The sequence below is a fragment of the Halomonas sp. V046 genome (assembly GCF_052645355.1).
This window is the reverse complement of sequence record NZ_JBQXYF010000003.1, coordinates 110947-129664: the sequence shown is the minus strand read 5'-3', so window position 1 is coordinate 129664 and position 18718 is coordinate 110947. Positions and strand designations below refer to the sequence as shown.

At 63.7% G+C, this 18718-nt stretch carries 13 protein-coding genes and 3 tRNA genes; 14 read left to right on the top strand and 2 right to left on the bottom strand.

What is annotated here, in order from left to right:
* Positions 1 to 20 precede the first annotated feature (20 nt).
* The 4 genes from ACUN9Y_RS04965 to eno all read left to right on the top strand — a co-directional run bounded on the left by ACUN9Y_RS04965 (position 21) and on the right by eno (position 5533).
* A complete protein-coding gene (locus tag ACUN9Y_RS04965; protein WP_445459578.1) occupies positions 21 to 1439 on the top strand; it encodes an FAD-dependent oxidoreductase in 1419 nt (472 codons plus the stop codon).
* 177 nt (positions 1440 to 1616) lie between these two features.
* Positions 1617 to 3272 carry a CTP synthase gene (locus ACUN9Y_RS04960; RefSeq protein WP_445459577.1) on the top strand — a complete coding sequence of 552 codons (1656 nt, stop codon included), beginning with the start codon at positions 1617 to 1619 and terminating at the stop codon, positions 3270 to 3272.
* 5 nt (positions 3273 to 3277) lie between these two features.
* The gene (gene kdsA, locus ACUN9Y_RS04955; RefSeq protein ID WP_445459576.1) at positions 3278 to 4129 is read left to right on the top strand and encodes a 3-deoxy-8-phosphooctulonate synthase; all 852 of its coding nucleotides are present in this window, start codon (positions 3278 to 3280) and stop codon (positions 4127 to 4129) included.
* 111 nt (positions 4130 to 4240) lie between these two features.
* Entirely contained in the window at positions 4241 to 5533 is a 1293-nt protein-coding gene (gene eno / locus ACUN9Y_RS04950; RefSeq protein ID WP_445459575.1) for a phosphopyruvate hydratase, read from the top strand.
* A 995-nt stretch (positions 5534 to 6528) separates the two neighbouring features.
* On the opposite strand, the gene fdxA is transcribed toward eno, so the two are convergent.
* Positions 6529 to 6852: a ferredoxin FdxA gene (gene fdxA / locus ACUN9Y_RS04945; RefSeq protein WP_445459574.1), complete on the bottom strand. Its 324-nt coding sequence runs from the start codon at positions 6850 to 6852 to the stop codon at positions 6529 to 6531.
* A 267-nt stretch (positions 6853 to 7119) separates the two neighbouring features.
* The gene (gene mutS / locus ACUN9Y_RS04940) at positions 7120 to 9702 is read right to left on the bottom strand and encodes a DNA mismatch repair protein MutS (protein WP_445459573.1); all 2583 of its coding nucleotides are present in this window, start codon (positions 9700 to 9702) and stop codon (positions 7120 to 7122) included.
* Between the two features lie 461 nt (positions 9703 to 10163).
* Here mutS and ACUN9Y_RS04935 point away from each other — a divergent pair, with 461 nt between their 5' ends.
* The 10 genes from ACUN9Y_RS04935 (at position 10164) to ACUN9Y_RS04890 (ending at position 18419) form a co-directional block, all read left to right on the top strand.
* Positions 10164 to 10322, top strand: a complete 159-nt coding sequence (locus ACUN9Y_RS04935; protein ID WP_021819908.1) for a YqaE/Pmp3 family membrane protein — start codon at positions 10164 to 10166, stop codon at positions 10320 to 10322.
* A 298-nt stretch (positions 10323 to 10620) separates the two neighbouring features.
* Complete coding sequence (locus ACUN9Y_RS04930) at positions 10621 to 11148, top strand: CinA family protein (RefSeq protein WP_445459572.1); 528 nt, start codon at positions 10621 to 10623, stop codon at positions 11146 to 11148.
* Positions 11149 to 11537: 389 nt separating this feature from the next.
* A complete protein-coding gene (recA, locus tag ACUN9Y_RS04925; RefSeq protein ID WP_445459571.1) occupies positions 11538 to 12620 on the top strand; it encodes a recombinase RecA in 1083 nt (360 codons plus the stop codon).
* Between the two features lie 100 nt (positions 12621 to 12720).
* Complete coding sequence (locus tag ACUN9Y_RS04920; protein WP_445459570.1) at positions 12721 to 13200, top strand: regulatory protein RecX; 480 nt, start codon at positions 12721 to 12723, stop codon at positions 13198 to 13200.
* Between the two features lie 319 nt (positions 13201 to 13519).
* Entirely contained in the window at positions 13520 to 16126 is a 2607-nt protein-coding gene (gene alaS, locus ACUN9Y_RS04915) for an alanine--tRNA ligase (protein WP_445459569.1), read from the top strand.
* A gap of 119 nt (positions 16127 to 16245) precedes the next feature.
* A complete protein-coding gene (locus tag ACUN9Y_RS04910; protein ID WP_445459568.1) occupies positions 16246 to 17496 on the top strand; it encodes an aspartate kinase in 1251 nt (416 codons plus the stop codon).
* A 199-nt stretch (positions 17497 to 17695) separates the two neighbouring features.
* The gene (gene csrA, locus ACUN9Y_RS04905; protein WP_445459567.1) at positions 17696 to 17899 is read left to right on the top strand and encodes a carbon storage regulator CsrA; all 204 of its coding nucleotides are present in this window, start codon (positions 17696 to 17698) and stop codon (positions 17897 to 17899) included.
* Positions 17900 to 17988: 89 nt separating this feature from the next.
* A tRNA-Ser gene (locus ACUN9Y_RS04900) sits at positions 17989 to 18081 on the top strand.
* 77 nt (positions 18082 to 18158) lie between these two features.
* Positions 18159 to 18235 (top strand) — tRNA-Arg (locus ACUN9Y_RS04895).
* 107 nt (positions 18236 to 18342) lie between these two features.
* Positions 18343 to 18419, top strand: a tRNA-Arg gene (locus ACUN9Y_RS04890).
* Positions 18420 to 18718 lie beyond the last annotated feature (299 nt).

Genomic DNA, 18718 nt, shown 5'->3' with positions numbered 1-18718 from the left:
AACAAGGCAGGAGAAACCACATGGCAAAGCGTTTGAGCAATGACTTTCAGTTCATCGACGTCGGCCGTCAGGACCCGCAGAAAAAGCCCGCACACACCCGGGCGCGCGAGTTCGCCGAGATCTATGAACCCTACAAGGCCAACGATGCGGCAAGCCAGGCCCATCGTTGTCTGCACTGCGGCAACCCGTACTGCGAGTGGAAGTGCCCGGTGCACAACTATATTCCCAACTGGCTGCAGCTGGTCAGCGAGGGCAACATTCTCGAGGCGGCGGAGCTTTCGCACCGCACCAATTCACTGCCCGAAGTGTGCGGCCGCGTGTGTCCCCAGGATCGCCTGTGCGAGGGTGACTGCACGCTGAACGACGGTTTCGGTGCGGTGACCATCGGCTCGGTGGAGAAGTACATCACCGATACCGCCTTCGCCATGGGCTGGCGCCCCGACATGAGCCAGGTGACCTGGACCGACAAGAAGGTCGCGATCATCGGGGCGGGGCCGGCCGGGCTTGGCTGTGCCGACATTCTGGTGCGTAACGGCGTGCGTCCGGTGGTGTTCGACAAGTACCAGGAGATCGGTGGGCTGCTGACCTTCGGGATTCCCGAGTTCAAGCTCGAGAAGACGGTGATGGAGCGGCGGCGTGCGGTCTTCGAGGAAATGGGCGTGGAGTTTCGTCTCGGCATCGAGATCGGCAAGGACATCGCCTTCGCTGAGCTGATGGCAGACTACGACGCCGTGTTCCTCGGCATGGGCACCTACACGTATATGGAAGGGGGCTTTCCGGGCGAAGACCTTCCGGGCGTCTACAAGGCCCTCGATTACCTGATCGCCAACGTCAACCACCGTCTGGGCTTCGAGAAGAATCCCGACGACTTCGTGTCGCTCAAGGGCCAGCGGGTGGTGGTCCTGGGTGGCGGCGATACGGCCATGGACTGCAACCGCACCGCGATTCGTCAGCTCGCCCGGGAAGTCACCTGTGCCTATCGTCGTGACGAGGCCAATATGCCGGGCTCCAAGCGCGAGGTGGCCAATGCCCGCGAGGAAGGCGTCGAATTCCTGTTCAATCGTCAGCCGGTAGCGGTGATTGGCGAAGAGCGCGTCGAGGGCGTCAAGGTGGTGCGCACGCGCCTTGGCGAAGCCGACGAGAACGGCCGTCGGCGTCCCGAGGTGGTGCCGGGCTCCGAGGAGATCCTCCCGGCGGACGCCGTGGTCATCGCCTTCGGCTTCCAGCCGAGCCCCGCGCCCTGGTTCGAGACCGTCGGTATCGAGGTCGATGAGCGGGGCCGCGTCAAGGCGCCCGAGCATGGCGCCTACGCCTTCCAGACGACCAACGAGAAGATCTTCGCCGGGGGTGACATGGTGCGCGGCTCCGATCTGGTGGTGACCGCGGTCTTCGAGGGACGCCAGGCGGGCGAAGGAATTCTCGACTATCTCGAGGTCTAGGCGGTATTCGGTGCCTAGACCTTCGTCGGCGCTTGCCTCCAAGGGCAGGCGCCGCGTAGGGGGTTAGTGGCATGCGGTACGCTGAAATTGAGCCTTTAGTCGATATCTGCTAGTCTGTCGTCCCATCCTGGCGCGGCTTCCTGCCGTGCCTACCGATCACGTTTCGACAGGTTCTCCATGACACGATATATCTTCGTGACCGGCGGCGTTGTGTCCTCTCTTGGCAAGGGCATCGCGTCGGCCTCGCTGGCGGCGATTCTCGAGGCCCGCGGCCTCAAGGTCACCATGCTCAAGCTCGACCCGTACATCAACGTGGATCCGGGCACCATGAGCCCGTTCCAGCACGGCGAGGTGTTCGTCACCGAGGATGGGGCGGAGACCGATCTGGATCTGGGTCACTACGAGCGCTTTATCCGCACCAAGATGACCCAGTCCAACAACTTTACCACCGGGCGGGTGTACGAGAACGTGCTGCGCAAGGAGCGCCGCGGCGACTACCTGGGCGGCACCGTGCAGGTCATTCCGCACATCACCGACGAGATCAAGAGCCGCGTCTACGAAGGCGGTGAAGGCTTCGACGTCGCCCTGGTCGAGATCGGCGGCACCGTCGGCGATATCGAGTCACTGCCGTTTCTGGAGTCGATTCGTCAGATCCGCAGCGAACTCGGCGCCAGCCGCGCCATCTTCATGCACCTGACGCTGGTGCCCTATATCCAGACCGCCGGTGAAACCAAGACCAAGCCGACCCAGCACTCGGTGAAGGAATTGCGTTCCATCGGTATCCAGCCGGATATCCTGATCTGCCGCAGCGAGGTCGAGCTCGAGGAGACCGAGCGTCGCAAGATCGCCCTGTTCACCAACGTCGAAGAGCGTGCGGTGGTGCCGCTGCAGGATGCCGATACCATTTATCGTATTCCGCTGATGCTCCATGAGCATGGTCTCGACGAGATCGTCTGCGACAAGCTGCGTCTCGAGGCCGATGAAGCCGATCTCAGCGAGTGGGTCAAGGTGCTCGACGCCAAGCTCAACCCGTTGAAGTCGATCAACATCGCCATGGTCGGCAAGTACATGGAGCTGCTCGATGCCTACAAGTCGCTCAACGAAGCCCTGATCCACGCCGGGATTCAGACGCGGATCAAGGTCAATGTCGACTACATCGACTCCGAAGACATCGAGCGTCATGGTACCGAGCGACTGGCGGGCAAGGACGCGATCCTGGTGCCGGGCGGCTTCGGTGAGCGCGGCGTGGAAGGCAAGATTGCCACCGCTCGTTTCGCCCGCGAGAACGATATCCCGTACCTCGGCATCTGTCTGGGCATGCAAGTGGCCGTGATCGAGTTCGCCCGCCATATCGCCGGCTGGGCCGATGCCAATTCCACCGAGTTCACCCACGACACCCAGCACCCCGTGGTCGGGTTGATCACCGAGTGGCTTTCCCCGGAAGGCAAGATCGAGTTGCGTGATGCGGCCTCTGATCTCGGCGGTACCATGCGGCTGGGGGGGCAGGAGTGCCGTCTTGGCAAGGACACGCGGGCCCGCGAAGCCTACGGCGACGACCTGATCGTCGAGCGTCATCGCCATCGCTTCGAGGTCAACAACCAGTTCGTCGACGACCTCGAGAAGGCCGGTCTGGTGGTGTCCGGGCGCAGCGTCGATAACTCGCTGGTAGAGATGATCGAGCTGCCGGAGCATCCCTGGTACGTCGCCTGCCAATTTCACCCGGAGTTCACCTCCACGCCGCGTGATGGCCATCCGTTGTTCACCGGCTTCGTCAATGCGGCCCTGGCGCACAAGGCGAAACGGACTCGCGCCCAGGCCGCGCATCAGGAGTGATGACTATGACTCACCTCTCGCACGACATCGAATTTGCCGGCCTCAGGGCCGGCAATTCATTGCCGCTGGTGCTGTTCGCTGGCATGAACGTGCTCGAGTCGCGGCAGATGGCCCTGGAGGTCGCCGAGGCCTACGTCGAGGTGACCGAGAAGCTCGGTATCCCTTACGTGTTCAAGGCCAGCTTCGACAAGGCCAACCGTAGCTCGATCCATTCGTTTCGCGGGCCCGGCTTGGTCGATGGCCTCGAGATCCTCGCCGAGGTCAAGGAACGCTTCGGGGTGCCGATCATCACCGATGTGCATGAGCCCGCCCAGGCCGCACCCGCCGCCGAAGTGGCCGACGTCATTCAGCTGCCGGCGTTCCTGGCCCGTCAGACCGACCTGGTGGTGGCGATGGCCGAGACCGGCGCCGTGGTCAACGTCAAGAAGCCGCAGTTCCTGGCGCCCCATGAGATGCGCCACATCATCAGCAAGTTCCAGGAGGCCGGCAACGAGCGGATCCTGCTGTGCGAGCGCGGCTCGAGCTTCGGCTATAACAATCTGGTGGTGGACATGCTCGGCTTCGGCGAGATGAAGGCGACCGGCTTTCCGCTGCTGTTCGATGTCACCCATGCATTGCAGCGCCCCGGTGGCCGCGCCGACAGTGCCGATGGTCGCCGCGCCCAGGTGCTCGATCTGGCCCGCGCCGGTGTTGCGGTGGGCATCGCAGGGCTGTTCCTGGAGGCACACCCGGATCCTGATTCGGCAAAATGCGACGGACCCTGTGCCCTTCCGCTTGATAAACTCGAGCCCTTCCTGCGTCAGATAAAAGCGCTCGATGATCTGATCAAGGGGCTGCCATCCATCGAGATTAGCTGACTCGTCATCGTCTCTGATGCATCGAGGCGCCTACGGCGGATGCCGTATGGCGTTCGTCCGCTAGTCACGTCACGCTTTCATTCACGCTAGACACACAATAGGACGAAGAACATGACCAAGATCGTCGATATTCGTGCCCTCGAGGTGCTGGACTCTCGGGGTAACCCCACCGTGCAGGCCGAAGTCCGCCTCGAGAGCGGTGCCACGGCCAGCGCCTGTGCGCCGAGTGGTGCCTCCACGGGCTCGCGTGAGGCCCTGGAACTGCGTGACGGCGACAAGGGGCGCTACCTCGGCAAGGGCGTGTTGAAGGCCGTCGAGGCGGTGAATGGCAAGATCCGTGAGCGCCTGGTCGGCATGGACGCGCGCGACCAGCGTGGTCTCGATGACGCCATGCTCGAGCTCGATGGCACCGAGAACAAGGAAAACCTGGGCGCCAATGCCATCCTGGCGGTGTCCCTGGCTGCCGCCAAGGCGGCCGCCAACGCCAAGGGCGTGCCGCTCTACGCCCACATTGCCGAACTCTATGGCCAGCCGGGCCAGTACCTGATGCCGGTGCCGATGATGAACATCCTCAACGGTGGCGAGCATGCCGACAACAACGTCGACATTCAGGAGTTCATGATCCAGCCGGTGGGCGTCTCAAGCTTTCGCGAGGGGCTGCGCGTCGGCGCCGAGATCTTCCATGCGTTGAAGAAGGTGCTGTCCGCGCGTGGTCTCGCCACCGCCGTGGGTGATGAGGGTGGTTTCGCACCGAACCTCGAGTCCAACGCCGAGGCCCTTGCGGTGATCAAGCAGGCCGTCAGCGATGCCGGCTACGCGCTCGGCAAGGACGTCACCCTGGCACTCGACTGTGCCTCCAGCGAGTTCTACAAGGACGGTAAGTACGTGCTGGCCGGTGAAGACAAGAGCTTCACCAGCGAAGGCTTTGCCGACTACCTGGTCGAGCTGGCGGGCGAGTACCCCATCGTTTCCATCGAAGATGGCATGGACGAGTCCGACTGGGCGGGATGGAAGGACCTGACCGACAAGCTTGGCGACAAGGTTCAGCTGGTCGGTGACGATCTGTTCGTGACCAACACCAAGATACTCAAGCGTGGTATCGACGAGAAGATCGGCAATTCGATTCTGATCAAGTTCAACCAGATCGGTTCGCTATCCGAGACCCTGGATGCCATTCGCATGGCGCAGGATGCGGGCTTCACGGCGGTCATTTCTCACCGTAGCGGTGAGACCGAGGACACCACCATCGCCGACCTGGCCGTGGGCACCTCGGCGGGTCAGATCAAGACCGGATCGCTGTGCCGCAGTGACCGGGTGGCCAAGTACAACCGTCTGCTGGTCATCGAGCAGGATCTTGGCGACCGGGTCGCCTATCCGGGGCGCAGCGCTATCAAGGGGCAGTAACCCTTATAGATAGGGACTGTACCCCTGATAGATAAGCGAACGGTGTTGCCTATGTCGCTCTTTTTTGTAGGAGATTGACTACAAGTACACGAAGACATCGGCTATTTCGTGCGTAAAGAAACCCGCGATTTTTTCGCGGGTTTCTTTTAAGTGAATGATATTAAAGTGATTTTGTTATATTCGCTTGTTGCGTGTTATATCCGTCATTCGATAGGGCCCGCTTGAGATGCCCGCGGAAACTGCCAGAATGACAGCCATGAATCAGGGAGTGGTCAAGCTTCGCGGCAGCGTCCAGGAGGGATACGGCCGACTCCGCCTTCAGGGAGACGACGCTTCGGGTCACGGATGTCTCGTTCCGTCGTGAAGGTCGGGGGTGTGGTTACCTCGTCAGCGAGGTGCCGAATGGATGCGACGCCCTTGATTCAGGGATGCGATTTGGGATGCGAGTCATGAGTGCGCTTGGTGCGACAGGACGTCGCTTCTGGGCAAGGAGGTCACTCAGGGAGTCGAGCGGAAGGAACCGCTCAAGGACATGCTTGGAGCGGGCGGCCTACGGGCCGCCTTTTTTTGTGCCCGTGATTTATGAGTGCTGTGCGAGTGCTATGTGCGTGATAGCCGGAGCTGCCAGCGTGGCGGCACTGTCCATCCAGCGCTCCCGCCCGGTCTAGGGTGGCGCCATGCCATGTCGTCGTGCCATGCCTCGGCTCGCTCTTGTTTCGCCCCCCCGGGGCCGGCTGTCTGTCTCTGTCTGTCTCCGGGCCGGCTGTCTCTGAGCCGTCTGTCTCCGGGCCGGCTGTCTCTGAGCCGTTTGTTTCCGGGCTGGCTGTCTCTGAGCCGTCTGTCTTGGGCTGCTCTAGGGCGCATTGCCGGGCCGCGACTCTTTGCTCGTGTGGTTGGGTGCCCCGGCGGCGTGACTCAAGCGCGGCGGCCACACAAGCGAACGCCGCCGTGCCTCGAGGGGCACGGCGGCGTGGGGGCATGCTCGGGCGTGGCGATCAGCGCTCGAGTTGCTCCATCTTGCCCGGCTTGCCGTCCCAATCTTCGGCATCCGCCGGCGGGTCTTTCTTCTCGGTGATGTTGGGCCACACCTCGGAGAGTTCCGCATTGATCTCGATAAACTGCTCCTGACCTTCCGGTAGCTCGTCTTCCGAGTAGATCGCCTCGGCGGGACACTCCGGCTCGCACAGGGCGCAGTCGATGCATTCGTCGGGGTGGATCACCAGGAAGTTGGGACCCTCGTAGAAGCAGTCCACCGGGCAGACCTCGACACAGTCGGTGTACTTGCACTTGATGCAGTTTTCGGTGACGACGAATGTCATGCCAGTCTCCCTTCCTCGGGCCGGATCACTGCCGGCCTCTCACGTCGTTGATGGTAAGCGCTGTGGCAGGCGAAAGGCCTGTCGCTGCGGTCTCGTCAGGCCGTCAGGGGCCTCGATGAGGGCGCAACCGGGATGAGACGACTGCGCATAAAAGTTATAAGCAAATGGCTTTCTTATAATTCACGGTCCTTTGGGGCCACATTCTAGTCTTGCCGCCGGGCCGGGGGCAAGCGGTGGCTGCGGCCGGCCGCGGCGGAGGCTGCGCTATTACAGCGTCGCGCGCCATTCGTACAGCAGCGCCAGGGCTTCACGCGGGGTCAGGTCGTCGATGGCGAGCTCGCCGAGCCGCTCCACCAACGGGTGCGGTGCGCTGGCGAACAGGTCGGCCTGCTGAGGGGCGGGGGCGGCGTCCTCGACACGATGGCGAGGCTGGTCGACCTCCTGCTGCTCCAGCGCCGAAAGCTTGGTCCGAGCCCTGGCGATGACGGCCTGAGGCACGCCAGCGAGTTGCGCCACCTGGAGGCCGTAGCTCTGGCTGGCGGGGCCGTCCTCGACGCGGTGCATGAAGACGATGCCGTCGTTGTGCTCGGCGGCGGTCAAGTGGACGTTGGTGACGCCCTGGGCCTGGTCGGCCAGCGCTGTCATCTCGAAGTAGTGCGTGGCGAACAGGGTGAAGGCCCGGGTACGGGTCAGGTGCTCGGCGCTAGCCCAGGCCAGTGACAGGCCGTCGAAGGTGCTGGTGCCGCGGCCGATCTCATCCATCAGCACCAGGCTGTGGTCGGTGGCGTTGTGCAGGATATTGGCGGTCTCGGTCATCTCGACCATGAAGGTCGAGCGTCCGCCGGCCAGGTCATCGCTCGAGCCGATGCGGGTGAAGATCCGATCGATCGGGCCGACATTCGCGCTGTCGGCAGGTACGAAGCTGCCGGTGTGGGCGAGTAGGGTGATCAGCGCCGCTTGGCGCATGTAGGTCGATTTACCGCCCATGTTGGGCCCGGTGATCACCAGCATGCGCCGGTCGTCGTCCATGCGCAGATCGTTGGGCACGAAGGGCCCATCGCTGACGTGCTCGACGACCGGGTGGCGTCCGCCGACGATATCGAGCCCGGGGGTCTCGGTCAGGGTGGGGCGGACGAAGTCCAGTGCCCTGGCGCGCTCGGCCAGTGCACAGAGCACATCGAGGGCCGCCAGTGCACCGCCGGTGGCTTGCAGTGCGGCCAGCTCGGCGTTCAGGCCGTCCAGCAAGCTGTCGTACAGCAGCTTTTCGCGGGCCAGGGCCCGGGACTTTGCCGACAGGGCCTTGTCCTCGAACTCCTTGAGCTCGGGAATGATGAAGCGTTCGGCGTTCTTCAGTGTCTGGCGTCGGATGTAGTCGACCGGGGCCTCCTTGGCCTGGGCCCTCGGGATCTCGATAAAGTAGCCGTGGACACGGTTGTAGCCGACCTTGAGTCCGGCAAGCCCCGTGCGTTCGCGCTCTCGCGTTTCGAGCTTGATCAGGTAGTCGCCGGCGTGTTCGGCGAGCCCGCGGTACTCGTCGAGTTCGCTGTCGAAGCCGTCGCGGATCACGCCGCCATCGCGGATCACCACCGGCGGGTTGTCCTGGAGCGCGCGGTTCAGGGTGTCACTGGTCTCGGGGTACGGGCGAATGTGGTGTTTCAGGTCATCGAGAGCCGTTCCGGTGTCGAAGGTGGCGAGCTCTGTCTTCAGGGTCGGCAGCGCGACAAGGGCATCGCGCAGGCGAGCGAGATCGCGGGGGCGGGCGCTGCGCAATGCCACTCGGGCCAGGATGCGCTCGACGTCGCCGATGGCCTTGAGTTCCTCGCGCAGGGGCTCGAAACCCTCTCGGTCGAGCAGCAAGGCCACGGCCGCCTGGCGTCCCTGGACCAGGCTGCGGTCGCGCAGCGGGCGGTTCAGCCAACGCTTGAGCAGCCGGGACCCCATGGCCGTGGTGGTGGTGTCGAGGACGCTGGCCAGGGTGTTGTCAGCGGTGCCACCGAGGTTGATGTCGATTTCCAGGTTGCGTCGGCTGGCGGCATCGATGACCACGGCGTCGTCGCGGTTCTCGACGCCGAGGGACGTGACATGGGGAAGGGCGCTGCGCTGGGTGTCGCGGGCATAGTCCACCAGCACGCCGGCGGCGATGATCGCCGCCGCCAGGTGGGCACAGCCAAAGCCGCGCAGGTCCTGGACGCCGAACTGGTCGCACAGTACCCGGGTGGCGCTTTCGCTGTCGAACAGCCAGTCGCTCTGGCGACGCAGGCCGCGACGCTCGGCAAGGGACGGTGGCAGTGCCTGGCTTTCCGGCACCAGCAGCTCGGCCGGGTCGAGGCGGGTAAGCTCGGCCAGCATTTCGCTGTCGTTGTCCACCTCGAGCAGGCTGAAGCGACCGCTGGACAGCTCGAGCCAGGCCAGGCCAATACGCTCGCCACAGGGTGCCAGGGCTACCAGCAGGTTGTCGCGTCGGGCGTCGAGCAGGGCCTCGTCATACAGGGTTCCCGGGGTGATGATGCGCACCACTTTGCGCTCCACCGGGCCCTTGGACGTCGCCGGGTCGCCAATCTGCTCGCAGATCGCCACGGACTCGCCGGCGGTGACCAGGCGTGCCAGGTAGCCCTCGGCGCTATGGTAGGGAATTCCCGCCATGGGGATGGGCTTGCCGGCAGACTGGCCGCGTTGGGTCAGGGTGATGTCGAGGAGTTTCGAGGCGCGCTTGGCATCATCGAAGAACAGCTCGTAGAAGTCGCCCATGCGATAGAACAGCAGCACCTCGGGATGCTCGCGCTTGATCTTGAGGTACTGATGCATCATGGGCGTATGGCTGGGGGCGCTGGGCTTGGCCATGTCGTTCATGGGGGATGGGCGATTCCGTGCTGATGAGACAAAAAAGGGCAGGCGCTGGCCGCGTGGCGAAGGCACCGCTGACTCGCCGGGAGGCTGGCTGGCGGGCGTCGACCAATGTGCGCCAGCATACCATGGCCCGAGGGGCGCTCTGTACCCGGGCGCGATCGATGACGACAACGTCAGCGCTTTATGCATATGCTATGCACGGACTCTCGTTTGGCGCGGTTAGGCATTATTTGTAAGGGAGAAACCAACCGGTTCCGGACGTTGTCGTAGGCATGCCACGGTGCTGGATACCGGGCACGGCTAGAATGTGCAGAAACGGTGTTATCTGCCCGGTGCAATAGCCGTCGTAACGCCGCCGGTCCAGGATAGGGGCCTGACCTTACGCCCGTCGCAGGGCGCTTGTCCTTGCCGCGGTGGTCGCCAACGAGACGCACCTTAGAGACTTGCACACAAGGAGACGGTTCATGGATGTCATTCGCATTATTCTCGCCATCTTGCTTCCCCCGGTCGGGGTGTTTCTTCAGGTGGGCTTCGGGCTGCATTTCTGGCTGAACATCCTGCTCACCCTGCTGGGCTACATTCCAGGTATCGTCCACGCGGTCTGGATTATCGCTCGTCGCTGAGGCCGGTCCCGCGGTGAGAGCAGGTCCGCCCCGCGGTGAGAGCAGGCTGGCGATCACCCACCGTGGTGCACCGCCACCGCAGGGCGTCTTGCACAGGGTGTCTCGCACAGGGGTTCTCGCACAGGGTTGCTCTCACACGGCTCTCGCCCACGGCGGTGTCAGTCGCCGTGGGCGTTCTCTCGTCTGGTCGGTGCCGATGCAACGCGGCCTCCGGCCCGGGGCGCGGTGCCACCACTGTCAACATGTCTTGTCACGGGGGCGCGAGCCTAGGTCTTGCCCCCGGTAAGGAGCGGTCGCGATGCCTGTCGATCCGCGCGCCGGGGAAAGCCCCGTCGCCACTGCAGACCCTATCGAGGCGCTGTCCCGGCGGCTGGGTGCCCTGTGTCTTGACCACGGTGTCTACGTCACCGCAGCGGAGTCTTGCACCGGGGGAGGGGTGGCCGCCGCCATCACCGATGTCGCCGGCAGTTCGGCCTATTTCGAAACCGGCTACGTCACCTACGCTAACGGCGCCAAACGACGTCTGCTGGGCGTCTCTGCCGAACTGCTCGACGCGCATGGCGCGGTGAGCCGTGAGGTGGTCGAAGCCATGGTCAGCGGTGCCTGTGCCGACAGCGGCGCTCGCTTCGGTGTCGCCATCAGTGGCGTGGCGGGCCCGGGGGGCGGTACGCCCACCAAGCCGGTCGGGACCGTCTGGTTTGCCTGGGCCGACGGTGAGCGGACCTGGGCCGAATGCCATCATCTCGCGGGGGATCGGCAGCGGATTCGCCGCCAGGCGGTAGTCATTGCGCTCGAGGGGTTGATCTCTCGATTGTCGAGCCGCTAGCTCGGCGCCTGCCGCCAGCGCTTGCCGCCAGCGCTTGCCGCCAGCGCTTGCCGCCAGCGCTTGACCCCGCGTCGGGGCGTGCCTCTAGACTGTCTCCTGATCGCCTATTGGAGGAGCGCGGGGGCCGTGACGCATCGGCGGCAATGCAAGCGGGCGTGCCATATGGCCGAGATGGCCTGACGCGCGAGGGCCGGAGACTCTGCGAGTCGGCAAGGGCTAGTCGGCGGCGGTTTTTTTCGTCATACTACTGTTCAGTCATACAGTGGTTGTGTGCTGCTCGCTTTCTCAGGCGGCTCAGGCGGCTCAGGCGGCTCAGGCGGCTCAGACGATCGGTTCCCACGCCCACCAACCACGCACGTCATCGACACCACTCACAGGAGCTTCCTTTCATGGCGAAGGACGACAATCGCAGCAAGGCGCTGGACGCCGCCCTCTCCCAGATCGACCGCCAGTTCGGCAAGGGCACGGTGATGCGGCTCGGGGACGCCCCGCGAGTGGTCATGCCGTCGGTATCGACAGGCTCCCTGGGGCTGGATATCGCCCTTGGCATCGGCGGTCTGCCCTACGGGCGCGTGGTCGAGATCTTCGGTCCGGAGTCCTCGGGCAAGACCACCCTGACCCTGTCGGTGATCGCTCAGGCGCAGAAGGCCGGCAAGACCTGCGCCTTCATCGACGCCGAGCACGCCCTCGATCCGAGCTACGCCGAGAAGCTTGGCGTCAACCTCGACGACCTGCTGGTGTCGCAGCCCGACACCGGTGAGCAGGCGCTCGAAATCTGCGACATGCTGGTACGCTCCGGCGGCGTCGACGTCATCATCATCGACTCCGTGGCAGCGCTGACGCCGCGAGCCGAGATCGAAGGCGAGATGGGCGACTCCCACGTCGGCCTCCAGGCCCGTTTGATGTCCCAGGCCCTGCGCAAGATCACCGGCAACATCAAGAACGCCAACTGCATGGTGGTGTTCATCAACCAGATCCGGATGAAGATCGGTGTCATGTTCGGTAGCCCCGAAACCACCACCGGCGGCAACGCGCTCAAGTTCTATGCCAGCGTGCGTCTGGATATCCGTCGCACCGGCTCGGTCAAGCAGGGCGATGAGGTGACCGGTAACGAGACCCGGGTCAAGGTGGTCAAGAACAAGGTGGCGCCGCCATTCCGTCAGGCCGAGTTCCAGATCCTGTATGGCAAGGGCATCTATCATGCCGGTGAGGTCGTCGATCTGGGAGTGCAGTGCAAGCTGGTCGACAAGGCCGGTGCCTGGTACAGCTATCAGGGCAACAAGATCGGGCAGGGCAAGGCCAATGCGGCCCAGTTTCTCGAGGATAACCCCCAGGTGATGGAGGAGATCGAGACCCAGATTCGTGCCCAATTGCTGACCCAGCCGGAGCCGAAAAAGGATGACAAGGACGCCAAGGACGCCGCGGCGGCCGAAGTCCCGGCAGGCGATGATCTGGGCGACGACCTGCTGTAACCACTGGCAGCGATCCTTATCGCTACGCCGCGCCATGATCATCGGGCCCCGTCTACGGGGCCCGATGCGTTTGTCGGACATCTTTCCAAGGAGGCTGATCATGTCATCGCTGCCAAGCGACCCCGATCGACGCGACCCGCGGGAAGACGCGGTGCGCCTACTGGCGCGCCGCGAGTACTCCCGGCAGGAGCTTAGCCAGCGCCTGGCCACGAAGGGCCATGCCGCCGACGTCATCGTGGACACCCTGGCTCGCCTGGCCGACCTCGACCTGCAGAGCGACGAGCGCTTCGCCGAGAGCTTTGTGCGCTCGCGGCTGACGCGTGGCCAGGGGCCGGTCAAGATTCTCGCCGACCTTGGTGGCCGAGGCATCGAGCGGCGCCTGGCGTCTGACGCCCTGGCCGATGTGGCGCGGGAGGAAGGCGTCGACTGGTGCGAGCTCGCCCGGAAGGTCCTGGAACGGCGCTTCGGCGCGGGTGACGCGACGCCTCTGGCGCCTCGCGAGCGCGCCCGCCGGGAGCGGTTTCTGGCCGGGCGCGGTTTCGAATTCGATCAGGTGCGGGTGGCCATGGCGGCCGATTAGCCGCCATTACCGTTGAGAGCTAATACAGCGATCGTTCGAGGGGCGCGGTGCCCGGAGGCGCGACGGCGCTAACGGGCGTCCAGCCGCACTCCCGGGGACGTCAATGGCACGGCTGTGCGAGCGGGCAAGGCGAGCGAGCCGCGGTGGTCAATCGTGGCGCCGCCGGCATCTGGGACTTTAGTCGCTTGACAACTACGTTATAATGGCCTTCTTTGCGACCGTCTCGCGGCCTGAGTTTCAGCGCCGAGGGGCGGCCGGCGCGCCTCGTCAGCGGCGCCGTCGGCCAGACGCGTCCTTCGCTCATCGCCACGGATATTTCATGAAAAGCGCAGACATCAGACAGGCCTTTCTGAGTTACTTCGAAGAACACGGCCATACTCGCGTCCCGTCCAGCTCCCTGGTGCCGGGCAATGACCCGACACTGCTGTTTACCAACGCCGGGATGGTGCCGTTCAAGGACGTGTTTCTGGGCCGTGATCCGCGCGACTACGTGCGAGCGACGTCGTCTCAGCGCTGCGTGCGCGCCGGCGGCAAACACAACGATCTGGACAACGTCGGCTACACCGCCCGCCATCACACCTTCTTCGAGATGCTCGGCAATTTCAGCTTCGGCGATTACTTCAAGCGCGAGGCGATCGGCTTCGCCTGGACCTTCTTGACCGAGGTGCTGGGGCTGCCGAAGGAGAAGCTGTGGGTCACCGTGCATATCAGCGATGACGAGGCCGAGCGTATCTGGAAAGACGAGATGGGCATCGACCCGGCACGCTTCTCCAAGCTCGATGAAGACAACTTCTGGCAGATGGGCGATACCGGCCCCTGTGGCCCGAGCTCCGAGATCTTCTTCGATCATGGTCCCGAGGTCTGGGGCGGCCCTCCCGGTAGCCCCGAGGAGGACGGCGATCGTTACATCGAGATCTGGAACCTCGTGTTCATGCAGTTCGACCGTGACAGTGCCGGCACGCTGAACCCGCTGCCGAAGCCGTCGATCGATACCGGCATGGGGCTCGAGCGGATTGCCGCGGTGATGCAGGGCGTGCATTCAAACTATGAGATCGACCTGTTCCAGAACCTGCTCAAGGCCGCGTCTGACGCGACCGGGCACCGGGATCTGGGCGCGCCGTCGCTACGCGTCATCGCCGACCATATCCGTTCCTGCGCCTTCCTGGTGGCAGACGGTGTCTTGCCCTCCAATGAGGGGCGTGGCTATGTGTTGCGGCGGATTATCCGTCGCGCCATCCGTCATGGTCACAAGCTCGGTGCCGAAGGCACGTTCTTCCACCGTCTGGTGGCGGCGCTCGACGCCGAGATGGGCGCAGCCTACCCGGAGCTGCGTCAGGCCCGCGAGCAGATCGAGCGAGTACTGCTCAAGGAAGAAGAACAGTTTGCGCGGACCCTGGATCACGGCATGGGGCTGCTCGACGACGCCCTGGCCAAGCTGTCCGGCGATACGCTGCCCGGCGAGACCATCTTCAAGCTCTATGACACCTATGGCTTCCCCTACGACCTGACCGCCGATGTCTGCCGTGAGCGCGGCGTGGCACTGGATGAGGCCGGCTTCGAGCGCGAGCTGGAGGCTCAGCGCCAGCGTGCCCGTGCGGCCAGTCAGTTCGGCGCCGAGTACGGTACCGCCATCGAGCTGGATGGCCATACCGACTTCACCGGCTACGATCGTCTCGAGGACAGCGCCAGGGTCGTGGGGCTGTTCGACACCGAGGGTAATGCGCTGGCGTCACTCGCGGTCGAGCAGGCGGCGGTGGTGGTGCTCGATCGCACCCCGTTCTACGGCGAATCCGGTGGTCAGATCGGTGACAGCGGGTACCTGGAGCTGCCGGGTGGGCGTTTCCTGGTCAAGACGACCCAGAAGCAGTCGGGCCACCATCTGCATCAGGGCATGCTGCTTGAGGGGGGGCTCGAGGTTGGCGCCGAGGTGACTCCTCGCGTCGATGCGAGTCTGCGTGGTGCCACCGTGCGCAACCATTCGGCAACCCACTTGTTGCACAAGGCCTTGCGCATGGTGCTGGGCGATCACGTGCAGCAGAAGGGCTCGCTGGTGACGCCGGAGCGCCTGCGCTTTGACTTCAGCCACTTCGAGGCCATGACCGCCGCGCAGTTGACGGAAGTCGAGCGCCTGGTCAACGAGCAGGTCCTGGCCAATGCGCCGACGCTGACCCAGACCATGACCCTGGACGAGGCCAAGGAGAAAGGGGCCGCGGCCCTGTTCGAGGCCAAGTACGCCGATAGCGTACGCGTGTTGACCATCGGCGCCGACGACTTCTCGATCGAGCTGTGTGGCGGCACCCACGTGGCACGCAGCGGCGATATCGGCTGTTTTCATATCGTTGCCGAGAGCGGCATCGCCGCCGGCGTGCGGCGCATCGAGGCGATCACCGGGGAGGGCGCCCTGGCCTACTTCGCCGAGCAGGAGGCCCGTGTCGCTCGCGTTGCCGACAGGCTCAAGGCCAAGCCCGAACAGGTCGAGGAGCGGGTGGAGTCGCTGCTCGAGCGCAATCGCGGGCTCGAGAAGGAGCTCGAACGCCTCAAGGCCAAGCTCGCCAGTGCCGCCGGTAGCGACATGCTGGCCAATGCCACCGATGTTCAAGGCGTCAAGGTGCTCGCCACCCAGCTAGAAGGTGTGTCCGGCAAGGAGCTGCGTGGCGTTCTCGATCAGTTAAAGAACAAGCTTGGTTCCGGCATCGTGGTGCTCGGGGTGGCCGATGAGGCCGGTGCCAAGGTCAGCCTGATCGCCGGGGTGACCGACGACCTGACCGCTCGGGTCAAGGCCGGTGAGCTGGTCAATCACGTCGCCAGCCAGGTCGGCGGCAAGGGCGGTGGTCGCGCCGATATGGCCCAGGCCGGTGGTAGCGATACTGCCGCCTTGCCCGCGGCGCTGGCGAGTGTTCCGGCCTGGCTTGACGCCAAACTCTAAGCCCTGCGAGGGCCGGGGAGACAACGGCTCCCCGGCCCTTTTTTCTGCCCCTGACGCGGCAGTCAGGCCTTTGCGTTTTCATTCATTGCATAACGTCCAACGAGCGAGGAAGACGGCATATGGCACTATACGTACAGAAGTTCGGTGGGACATCGGTGGGCTCGGTAGAGCGCATCAAGGCCGTGGCCGAGAAGGTCAAGGGCTTTCGCGATCAGGGCCATCAGGTCGTGGTGGTGGTGTCTGCCATGAGCGGCGAGACCAATCGCCTGATCGGTCTCGCCAACGACATCAACGACGAACCGACCCCTCGGGAAATGGACATGCTGGTGTCGACCGGCGAGCAGGTCACCATTTCGTTGTTGACCATGGCGCTGCACAAGATCGGCGTGTCCGCGACGTCCTATACCGGCTCTCAGGTCGGCATTCGCACCGATAGTGCGCACACCAAGGCGCGTATTCAGCGTATCGAGACCGATGATGTCCGCGAGGATCTCGACGCCGGCCAGGTCGCCGTGGTGGCGGGCTTTCAGGGCGTCGATGAAGAGGGCAACATCACCACCCTTGGCCGCGGCGGCTCGGACACGACCGGTGTTGCCTTGGCGGCCGCCCTCAAGGCCGACGAATGCCAGATCTATACCGACGTCGATGGCGTCTACACCACCGACCCGCGTGTCTGCTCCAAGGCCCAGCGCCTGGCCAGCATCACCGTCGAGGAAATGCTGGAACTGGCAAGTCTCGGTTCCAAGGTGCTGCAGATTCGCGCGGTGGAATTCGCCGGCAAGTACAACGTTCCGCTGCGCGTGCTGTCGAGTTTCGAAGACGGCCCCGGCACCCTGATTGTTGCAGACTCTGACCAAGACGAGGATTCCATGGAAGAACCGCTGATCTCCGGTATCGCCTTCACCGCCAACGAAGCCAAGCTGACCCTGCTCAACACCCCGGATGTGCCGGGTGTGGCGTCACGTATCCTCGGCCCGATCGCCGATGCCAATATCGAAATCGATATGATCGTGCAGAACGTGGCCCCGGCCGGCGACTACACTGACTTTACCTTCACCGTGGCCAAGGGCGACTACAAGCAGACCCTGCGGATCCTCGAGGAGCAGGTGATCCCTGACCTGGGTGGTGGCGAAGTGCGCGGCGACGACAACATTGCCAAGGTGTCGCTGGTGGGGGTCGGCATGCGCTCGCATGCCGGCGTTGCCTCCAAGATGTTCCGCGTCCTGGCGGACGAGAACGTCAATATCCGTATGGTGTCGACCTCGGAAATCAAGATCTCCGTGGTCATCGATGAGAAGCACATGGAACTCGCCGTACGGGCTCTGCACACCGCCTTCGGTCTCGACAAGTCGGATATCGAGAGCGAATAAGCTCCTCGTCGCGGCGCACAGGTTCTACGCTTAAAGGGGAGCCTTGCATTCACAAATGTTCAGAAGGGCTTCCCTTAAACGGCACAATCAGGTGTCATGGGCCGTTGCCGCCCGCCAAGGATGTCTGCGCGCTAGGTTGCCGGCGTTGCCTGCAGGCGGTGAAGCGACTCACGTTACAGGTCTGAGAAGGAGATCAGTCATGCTCATCCTGACACGCCGCGTCGGCGAAACTCTGATGATCGGTGACGACATTACCGTCACCGTGCTTGGGGTAAAGGGAAATCAGGTGCGTATTGGTGTCAATGCGCCCAAGGACGTCGCGGTTCACCGCGAAGAGATCTATCAGCGGATTCAGCGCGAAAAGGCCGATAGCGGTAGCCATGACGGTGACGGTGACACCTGATGGCCAATGGCCAGCCTGAGATGAGTTTTTTTCCGATCGGGCTGGACAATGTCCTTGGATAACGGTAGGATACGCACCGTGCCGTCGAGGGAGAGGTGGCCGAGTGGCTGAAGGCGCTCCCCTGCTAAGGGAGTATGGGGTTTATAGCCTCATCGAGGGTTCGAATCCCTCCCTCTCCGCCAAGCACCATGCAAGCCGGGTCAAGGGTTGCATCGTGTGTCGGCATGGTAAGACCGCAAGATAGGTACTGCAGGAAAATGCGCCCGTAGCTCAGCTGGATAGAGTACCTGACTACGAATCAGGTGGTCGGAGGTTCGAATCCTCCCGGGCGCGCCATCCTGTCACGACTTCTTGAGGTCTGCAGAAGACAGAGGCGGCGATTCATGACGCTGTCGGTGTTTTCGCTCAGCAATTGGCATCTGAATGGATTGTCTCTTGCCTACGCGCCCGTAGCTCAGCTGGATAGAGTACCTGACTACGAATCAGGTGGTCGGAGGTTCGAATCCTCCCGGGCGCGCCAGATATCAAACCCGTCCTCTCAGGAGGACGGGTTTTCTGTTTGTTGCTGTTCTTTTATATGACTTACCGATTTCTGCTGACCGGCCAGGGGGTGTCTTGCCGTCCGGTCGCGATCGTTTGAGGCGTGCATCTCGCGATGTACGCCTCTTTTTTATGCCTGGCTGTTGGCGCTGGAGCGCTTGTGGCGCCGGCTCGGTGGTAGGGGTCTGGCGAATGCTCGGGTCTCGGCTAGTCTGGGACAGGAATGCCTCGAGGTGGGCCGTTCTCGGGGCAACCTCAGACCATGCTGTCAGCCGGAGA